3 protein-coding genes are annotated in these 4,381 nt (G+C 65.7%); 1 reads left to right on the forward strand and 2 read right to left on the reverse strand.

What is annotated here, in order from left to right; all coding sequences use genetic code 11:
- Window positions 1-719 (reverse strand): PepSY-associated TM helix domain-containing protein (locus tag ABEL04_RS09870; RefSeq protein WP_375802224.1); only part of this gene is annotated, 719 nt, incomplete at its 3' end.
- A gap of 65 nt (window positions 720-784) precedes the next feature.
- The gene (locus tag ABEL04_RS09875; RefSeq protein ID WP_375802225.1) at window positions 785-3,196 is read right to left on the reverse strand and encodes a TonB-dependent siderophore receptor; all 2,412 of its coding nucleotides are present in this window, start codon (window positions 3,194-3,196) and stop codon (window positions 785-787) included.
- Between the two features lie 253 nt (window positions 3,197-3,449).
- On the opposite strand from ABEL04_RS09875, the gene ABEL04_RS09880 reads away from it, so the two are divergent.
- The coding region (locus ABEL04_RS09880; protein WP_375802226.1) for a TrpB-like pyridoxal phosphate-dependent enzyme at window positions 3,450-4,381 on the forward strand (932 nt) is incomplete at its 3' end.

A 4,381-nucleotide genomic window follows, 5' to 3' on the forward strand; every position in this document is an offset into this window, starting at 1 on the left:
GGCAGAAGGGCGGGCGTGGGGCCGCGTTCGACCAGCGCCTCGTCAGAAATCTCGGGCGGCCTGGGTCCGGGCCTCGGGGCGAAGACCTCGACCATGTACCACACGCCGGTCGCCACGATGAGGGCGGCGAACGCGAGGCCCCACACACCGGCCAACCGGTGCCCGTCGGAGAAGAAGAGGCGCACGTCCTTCCACCGCCACCGGAAGAGGTTGCGGTACCACCCCTCGTAGAAGAGGATGCCCGTGGTGGCCGACCCGAGCAGGACGACGGCGAACAGGCTCACCCAGAGGAGCCCGAACGGATTGGGCACGAACATGCGCCGGTGGAACGACCGGAAGAACCGCTGGACGGTCCAGAAGTTGCCGCGCTTCTGCACGGCGCCGGTCTCCGGGTGCACCCACAGCTTTACGCTCCGCCCGGTCGGGTCCGTGGCGTAGGCAATCGCGGCGAACCCGTCGCGGCGCGGGCCCTGAATGAAGGTGACGACGTGGTTCGGATATGCGGCCTGGAGGCTGTCCGCCATCGCCGTCCAGCGCACGGTGTCGTGCTCGGCGCGCATCGCCGGATCGATCAGCCAGTCGATCTCCCAGCTAAAGACCGCGATGGTGCCGGAGAAGCAGACCACAAACAGGAGCAGCCCCAGGTTCAGCCCCAGCCACCCGTGCCAGCGAAAGAGGGTCTTGTTGGACAGCCAGTCCGGCGTGTCGTCCGAGGCCATCGTCTCGGTGCTCGTCGTCTCGTATCAGAATCAGTCCGCCCCTTCACGCATCACGTTCTCACGCCTCAAAACGTGTAGCCGATCTTCAGGAGGGCCTTCCGCGGCGTGCCCGGAAAGATCCGCCCGAAGTTGTAGCCGCCGGTCCAATAGGTCTCGTCGAAGACGTTGTCGACCGAGGCGGTGATCTTGAAGTTGTTGACCGTGTAGAAGGCGGACGCGTCCACCACCACGTAGCCGGGCAGTTGCAGGTCCTCCTCGAACGTGTTGCGCTCAGTGACGAAGTTGGCCCCGAGTCCGAGTCCGAGGCCCTGCAGGGGCCCCTGGCCGATGGTGTAGGTCGACCAGAAGCCGCCCATGTGGTGCGGGGCGTTCTCCTTCACGGTCCCCTCCTCTGCCTCCGTGGCCGCTTCGGTGATAATGGCGCGATTGTAGGCGTAGTTCGCGGTCAGGCGGAGCCCGGAGACCGGCTCGCCCGCCACCTCCAGCTCCACGCCCCGCGAGCGCTCCTCGCCGCGCTGCTCCAGCAGCTGTGGGTTGCCCGGGGCATTGGCGCTCACCAGGACGTTCTCCTTCGTGATCTGGTAGAGCGCGGTCGTGGCCGTGAGGCGGCCGTCGAGGAGCTTCGCCTTCGCCCCGGCCTCGTAGAGCCGGCTCTTCTCCGGGTCGAAGGGCCCGCCCGCCTGCGGGTTGATGATGGCCTGCGCGGACTGCGGCTGGAAGCCCTCGGCGTAGGTCCCGTACACGTTCACGTCGCCCGGCAGGCTGTACACCGCCCCGATCCGCGGAATCCAGGCGGACTGCTCGACGGTCTCGCCGCCCTGACTCGGCGGCAGAAGGTCGCGGTACCACTCGCGGCGCAGCGACAGCAGCACGCGCAGGTCGTTCCACCGGAGCTGGTCCTGCACGTAGAGCCCGTAGGTGCGCGAGCGGACCGGTTCGGTCAGCCACTCCTGCGAGAACCAGTTGGCCGTGTAGGTCGAGGGGTTGCGCCCCTCAATCGTGTAGCTCGGATCCGTGAGGCTGAAGTTGCCGACGTTGCCGCCGGGCAGGGCCACCGTGCCCGTATCGGTTGGCACCAGGAACTGCTCGTCGCCCCGGGCGCCCCACTGCGTCCGGTTGTCCTGCTGCTGAAAAAAGTCGAAGCCCACGAGCGCCTCGTGCGTCACGGGCCCGGTCTCCGCGTCGAGGGTGAAGTAGTTCGTCACGTTGTCCGTGATTCGCTCCTGCTTGCGCTTGATGAACGCGAGCTGGAGCGTCGTCGGATCATTCGGCAGAAACACGTTGCTCGTACGGTGCTCCTCCAGGTCGTGGTCGTAGCGGAACTTCATGTACGAGCTGCTGAAGGAGAGCCGGTCGGTGAAGTCGTGGGTGAGGGACGCCGTCACGTAGAAGTGCGTGTTGCGCATGTAGTCGCCCGGCTGGCTCAGCGAAAACTCGATGGGCGTGGACGTGAGATCGTCGGTCTCGTTGAAGATGGGCTGCCCGCGGTCCAGCTTTGTGTCCACGTGCGAGAACACGAGGTCCAGGTTCACGCGCGTCCGGTCGCTGGGGAGGAACGAGACCGACGGAGCGATGAGGATCGACTCGCTCCCCTGCAGGCGACGGAACGTTTCGGTATTTTCGTAGCCCACGTTCAGGCGGTAGAGCACCGAGTTGTCGTCCGTGAGCGGCCCCGTGAAGTCGGCCGTGGCGCGGTAGGTGTCAAAGCTCCCGAGCGTCACGTCCAGCGACCGCCGCGAGGACGGCAGCGGCTTTTTCGTGACCATGTTGATGGTGCCGCCCGGGTTGGTGTTCGCAAAGAGCGCTGAGGCCGGCCCTTTGATGACCTCGACCCGCTCGATGTGGGGGAGGAGGGGATTATTCCAGAAGGAGAAGCCCGCCTTGAGGCCGTTGATGAGGCGCGCTTCGAAGGAGCGAAAGCCGCGGGCCGTGTAGTCGTTGTAGCCCGAGAAGGTGTTCACGCCGCTCACGTTCTTGAACACCTCGTTCAGGCGATAGATCTGCTGGTCGTCGAGGATCTCTTTCGGAACCACCGAGAGGGACTGGGGCACGTTCTGCGTGGCCGTGGCCGTCTTGGTCGCCGCAAAGCTGTACTCGCTCATGTAGCCGGTGGCCTCCCGGCCAATGACCTCCACCTCCTGCATCCGCACGTCGGCGGCCTCAAAGGCAAAATTCACCGTCACCGTTTCTCCCGCCTCCACCGTCACGGCTTTCCGCTCGGTCGCGTAGCCCACGAAGCTGGCCACGACCGTGTAGCGCCCCACCGGTACGTCCTCAATCTCGAACGTGCCGTCCTCGGCCGTCACGGCCCCGAGCGACGTCCCCTCCAGGCCCACGTTGACCCCCTGGAGCCCCTCGCCGCGCTCGGCGTCGACGACCCGTCCTTCGATGCGGCCCGTCTGGGCGAAGCCGGGGGACGCTACACCACCAGCGAAAAAGAACGCGAGCAGCGCGACTGTATAGAAGCGAAGCGACATAGAAACTCGACCGCTGGATTCATTTATTTAGACTCGATCTAAACGATCGGCGGCAACCGCCGCAAAGTCAAGACCGTTTTCGGAGCATTCGGCGCGAGTTCATACAGGTTCGCGCCCAAAAGGAGATCGGGGGTAACGGGCACGTCCCTTACCTCATCTTCCAACATGCAGGGGCTGACGCCTTGACCCTTCGGTCCCAGGGATCGATCTTGCGTGATGCCATCCGATTCTCTTTTACCCGTACTCCTCCCCCATGCCCGACGACAAGCAGACCAAGTATCTCCTCTCCGAGTCGGAGATTCCCGAGCACTGGTATAACATCAACGCCGACCTGAAGACCCTCGAGGCCGAGCTCCCGCCGGTGCTCAACCCCGAAACGCACGAGCCGGCCGGGCCGGCCGACTTTGAGGCCATCTTCCCGGACGCCCTCGTGCACCAGGAGATGGGCACCGAGCGGCACATTTCCATCCCCGAGCCGGTGCGCGACGTGTACCGCCTCTGGCGCCCCACCCCCATGTACCGTGCCCGTCGCTGGGAGGAGCGGCTGGAGACGCCCGCCAAGATCTTCTACAAGTACGAGGGCGTGAGTCCCACCGGCAGTCACAAGCCGAATACGTCGGTCCCGCAGGCCTACTTCAACGCCGAGGAGGGCACCACGCGCCTCACTACCGAGACGGGTGCCGGGCAGTGGGGCAGCGCGCTCAGCTTCGCCACGCAGATGTACGACCTCGACTGCGAGGTCTACATGGTGCGCATCAGCTACGAGCAGAAGCCCTACCGCCGCGTGATGATGGAAACGTGGGATGCAACCGTCACGCCCAGCCCCAGCGAGAAGACGCAGGCTGGACGCGACGTGCTCGCCGACGCCCCCGACACGAGCGGGAGCCTCGGCATCGCCATCAGTGAGGCCGTGGAGCGGGCCGTACAGGACGAGACGACCAAATATTCGCTCGGCAGCGTGCTCAACCACGTGCTTCTGCACCAGACCGTGATCGGGCAGGAGACGCAGAAGCAACTGGCGCAGGCCGGCGCGGAAGAGCCGGACGTGCTCGTGGGCTGCACCGGGGGCGGCAGCAACTTCGCCGGGTTCTTCTACCCGTTCCTCGAACGCCACGTGGACGGCGACGCGCCCCTCCCCCGCATCGTGGCCGTCGAGCCCACCGCCACGCCCACCCTCACGAAGGG

The organism is Salinibacter sp. (genome assembly GCF_042218895.1).
Lineage (GTDB): Bacteria > Bacteroidota > Rhodothermia > Rhodothermales > Salinibacteraceae > Salinibacter.

Coding starts and splice junctions, on each gene's coding strand:
- ABEL04_RS09875 (WP_375802225.1), bottom strand. CDS start 3,196: ATGTCGCTTCGCTTCTATACAGTCGCGCTGCTCGCGTTCTTTTTCGCT.